4 protein-coding genes are annotated in these 4202 nt (G+C 34.2%); 3 read left to right on the forward strand and 1 reads right to left on the reverse strand.

The window, feature by feature from the left end:
• The first annotated feature begins 311 nt into the window (after positions 1-311).
• Together ACM6HU_RS24240 and ACM6HU_RS24245 are read left to right on the forward strand one after the other, a co-directional pair.
• Positions 312-491: an RNase H family protein gene (locus ACM6HU_RS24240; RefSeq protein ID WP_414848488.1), complete on the forward strand. Its 180-nt coding sequence runs from the start codon at positions 312-314 to the stop codon at positions 489-491.
• Positions 492-657: 166 nt separating this feature from the next.
• Positions 658-1539, forward strand: coding sequence for an Rpn family recombination-promoting nuclease/putative transposase (locus ACM6HU_RS24245; protein ID WP_414848486.1), 882 nt, complete (start codon positions 658-660; stop codon positions 1537-1539).
• A 308-nt stretch (positions 1540-1847) separates the two neighbouring features.
• On the opposite strand, the gene ACM6HU_RS24250 is transcribed toward ACM6HU_RS24245, so the two are convergent.
• Complete coding sequence (locus tag ACM6HU_RS24250) at positions 1848-3278, reverse strand: IS4 family transposase (protein ID WP_414848487.1); 1431 nt, start codon at positions 3276-3278, stop codon at positions 1848-1850.
• 226 nt (positions 3279-3504) lie between these two features.
• Between ACM6HU_RS24250 and ACM6HU_RS24255 the strand changes: the two genes are divergently transcribed.
• Positions 3505-4026 (forward strand): cysteine hydrolase family protein, encoded by a 522-nt coding sequence (locus ACM6HU_RS24255; RefSeq protein ID WP_098167113.1) that lies wholly within the window; start codon positions 3505-3507, stop codon positions 4024-4026.
• Positions 4027-4202 lie beyond the last annotated feature (176 nt).

Here is a 4202-nt window from a genome sequence, read left to right on the forward strand (position 1 = left end):
GCCTCACCATATCATTCCGGGAATTCTATACGTTTAGACACATTTTTGTCATGATTACCTCCTTTTGCTGTACGCTAAGAGATATTTGTTCAGAAAATCTTATGTTTATGAACAGAGCATAGAATTCAATAATATCAAGGTTTTCTAGCTATAATCACGTTCATAAAGTGTGTACATAATTCAATGTTCAATTAATCTTTGAATTTTATCTTTCTGAACATGTATTTATCTATTAAAGATACTGCCAGGATAAGGTTTTGTATCCCTTAGCGTACAATTTTCCCAGAATGATATAGTGACCCCATACAGGTATTGAATATTTCGCAACAAAAGCTTGGAGAGCTAAAAACCCTCAAACACAAGAGTATCAAGAATTTATGCAGAAATACATTCGGAATATCAATATAAAATTTATAAAAGTAAAGGCTCATAGCGGTAATGAATTCAATGATTTAGCGGATCGCCTTGCAAAATATGCAACGAATCTATAAAAATAGTTAGGTATGAATCCTATAATTGAAATTTGTATATAATTTTACATACTGTATTAATTAATAAAAAGAAAACCGACCAACACCATCTTCAGGGGTTGCTTCTTTTGTTTACTCTTCGATACAATAGACATATAGAATACCGAAAAGAAAGGTGACTCTAACCATGAATCAACCTTTAGTGAATTTACGAATCGATTTTGCTTTTAAACAATTATTTGGTGTACAAGGACAAGAAGAATTACTCGTTTCTTTTTTAAATGCAATCTTGCATGAGTCTTTATCTACACCGATTATATCGCTGAAAATTGAAGACCCGCATTTGCATAAAGAATATGAAGAAGACAAATTATCCATACTAGATATACTTGCCACACTTCAGGACGGAACAAAGGTAAATGTAGAAATTCAATTGAAAAATACACAAGAAATTGTAAAACGTTCCTTATATTATTGGAGTAAATTGTATACGTCTCAATTAGACAAAGGGATGTCGTATCGTTCTCTACGAAAGACCATTGCGATTAATATATTAGACTTTGATCTCTTTCCTAATTATGAAGAGATGCACACAGTTGGACAGTTTTGGAGTCAAGAGCAGAAACAAGTCTTACTGGATGATTTAGAAATACATTTTATTGAAATTCCAAAATTGCTTCAGCAATGGAGAGAAGAAAAAATTAATCTGTGGGAAAATGAATTTGCTCGTTGGTTACTCTTGTTACCGGCACATGAAGATGAACATTTAACCCACACATTGGAGGATATCGCCATGAAACAAGACCCAATGTTACAGAAGGCAATCCATAAATGGGAGAATATGAGTCAGAGTAGTTCATTCCGCTTAGCATATGAAGCTAGAGAAAAGGTATTATTTGATGAACAAGCTAAATTGGCACATGCTCGTGAAGTAGGAAAAGAAGAAGGGATTCAAGAAGGGAAAATCCAATTGATTCAAGGTATGCATAAAAATGGAATGGATATAGAAGATATAGCGAAGTTTACCAATATGGATGTTTCGGAAGTGCGTAATATTTTAAGACAATAACAAACATATATAAAGTCCATTTCTCTCCAGTGGCTCCAAAAGTAAAGAACCGTTGCCGTATGCCCTTTACGAGGTACCGCCAGCATTTTCCGAAATGCTGGCGGTACCCCATCGCTATCAAGCTAAGACTACATTAGGAATTTTTCAGGAGAGTTTTTTTACTTTTTATAGGGGTACCGCCACATCGCTATCAAGCTAAGGTTAGGAAAGATCAGTTTCAGAAGAAATTTTTTTCTTTTTCTAAAAATCAGTGTAGATCATTGGAAATTTTGCATATCAAATAAACCCTAACGGGTTTCACTTTTTTATTAAGCTGCTTGATTGTCCGACATGGTACAATTGTAAACGACACCTAATATATCAAAGACTGTTTTCTTCTTGTATCGATGAGATTTTCGTCCGTTTCGCTGTAGGAGGTTAAACAGACGAAGAAGAATCTTTGATAATCCTTGGGTGTCTCTTTGTATTGCTCGAAACAGAAGAAAAAAATAGTCCTTAATCATATATATGGCTTTATATTCACTCAGCTCTTGTTTCTTTTTCATGAGAAGTAACTTCCGCATTTGAAACATAATAGAGGAACAGAGTAGAATGGCAATCAATTGCCCATACAAATGGCATTCCAATCGTTCTCGTTTTATCTTTTTACAATGATGAATGTGAAAGAATGATTTCCACGTTTTAAATAAAATTTCGATTTGCCAACGTAAAGAATACCAATCATGTACTTGTCCCATCGGGACAATATCTGTAGGGGTGTTTGTCATATATACATTGATACCACTAAGTCGTTTACTACGAGCCGAATACTTCATTCCTTTCTTTTTTTCTCTTACAGTTTGATCTTGTAATCGTTTTTGTTGTTGTTCTTTTGTTAGTCGATGAACAATCACACGAGTTGGGACTTTATCAGTCATTCCTACATAAGCGTTGGATATTTCACATGTTTGTCCTGGTTGAAGAGAGTTCATTAAAACCTCCATATCTATCTGGATATATTCTGTACCTTTCTTGATTCTGCCATCTTGAAAATAATCAGGGTTAGGATTTTTTTGATAAATACGTGTATTCGATTTGATACGTGAAATATAATAAGCCTTTTTCTCTTGTATATGTTGAAGATCTTTCAAATGAAAATAACCTAAATCTCGGATACATAAATCATTCGCTGTTACAGTTGGGACACACAGGGAACCGTAGGTTCGATCATGTTGTTTACCTGGACCTGTATGAATATGAAGGAACTGTCCACTTAATAAATCATACTCAAGCTGAATCTTTACTCCCGCTGTATGGCTGCATCCTCCTGCACCTGGATAAACGAATGAAAAGGGATCTGGGAGTTGAAAAGCAGTGGAATCTAAAATACGAATACGCTTGAAAACAGAAGTGTATGGAGAAGAAATCGGCATAGATGAGGCTAATTTTTGGTTTAGTAGTTCAGCTAATATGTGTTGTAAAAATTGGACAGCTGCTTTATTAAATCGTTGATTCAGTCCCTCGGGACTAATAAGTACTTCTGTTGATGCTTCTAAACTGCTAGATAACTGAGTTAAAGAAGTCGTAGCAACATTTTGGCTCATCCATACACATAAAGCGACTAAATCTTTTGCTTGGTACTTACTGGTGCGTTGCACAAAACCAACATCTCTAGCAAGATTTTGTAAGATATTTGGGGATAAGAAGCTTTGAATTTCTTGAGCAAATAATTGTAATTCATCAGATACAGAAATTGACATACAAAAACGCCATCCTTTCCTATGATTCTACAGAAAGAATAGCGTTTTTTCATGCTATGGATACAAAATTATCTTAAATTGATAATGATGTGGTGCTATCCCAACTTAGAATGTGAGTGCTCAATATTGAAGTAGTAAGTAGCTTAAAGACCTATTTGAATTTAATTAAATATAGATGTACAATAAGAACAAAGGGGAACATACGTTTTAATTAGGGGGGGAGATTATGACAAAGAAAGCGCTTTTAGTTATAGATGTTCAAAAAGGGATGTTTCAAGAAGGAAATGTTGTGCATAAGGGAGACAGATTACTACAAAATTTGAATGAATTATTAGCCAAAGCACGCTCTAAGGAGATACCAATCTTTTATATACAGCATAATGCACCTGTTGGGAAACCTTTAGAATACGGAACAAACGGTTGGGAGATTCATCCAGAAATAACGCCAACCAAAAAAGATGTCATCATTCAGAAAAGCACTCCAGATTCGTTTTTTAATACATCTTTAGAGGATGAACTCAAAAAACAAGGAATTGAACATTTATTTATCACTGGAATTCAAACAGAAGCGTGTGTTGATACAACTTGTAGAAGGGCATTTAGTATGGGGTATAAGGTTACTTTGGTTTCAGATACACATAGTACATGGGATTCTGAAGAAATCACTGCTGAACAAATTATTAACCATCATAATGGTGTGTTACGTTGGTTTGCTGATGTTTATTCAAGCATAGATATTAAATTTTGATTATACATAAATCTATTAAGTTAATGAGGACTTAGGTAAGACTGCAAATATGAATTGAAAACGCACAGATTTTATAATCTGTGCGTTTTTATATGTATTAGGAAACTTATTAAAGAATTTCATATAGGTAATCAATCAAGTCCTGTTTATATAGGTGAGATTTAGGGGTACCGCCA

Source organism: Bacillus sp. IT-79MI2, assembly GCF_949768135.1.
Lineage (GTDB): Bacteria > Bacillota > Bacilli > Bacillales > Bacillaceae_G > Bacillus_A > Bacillus_A pseudomycoides.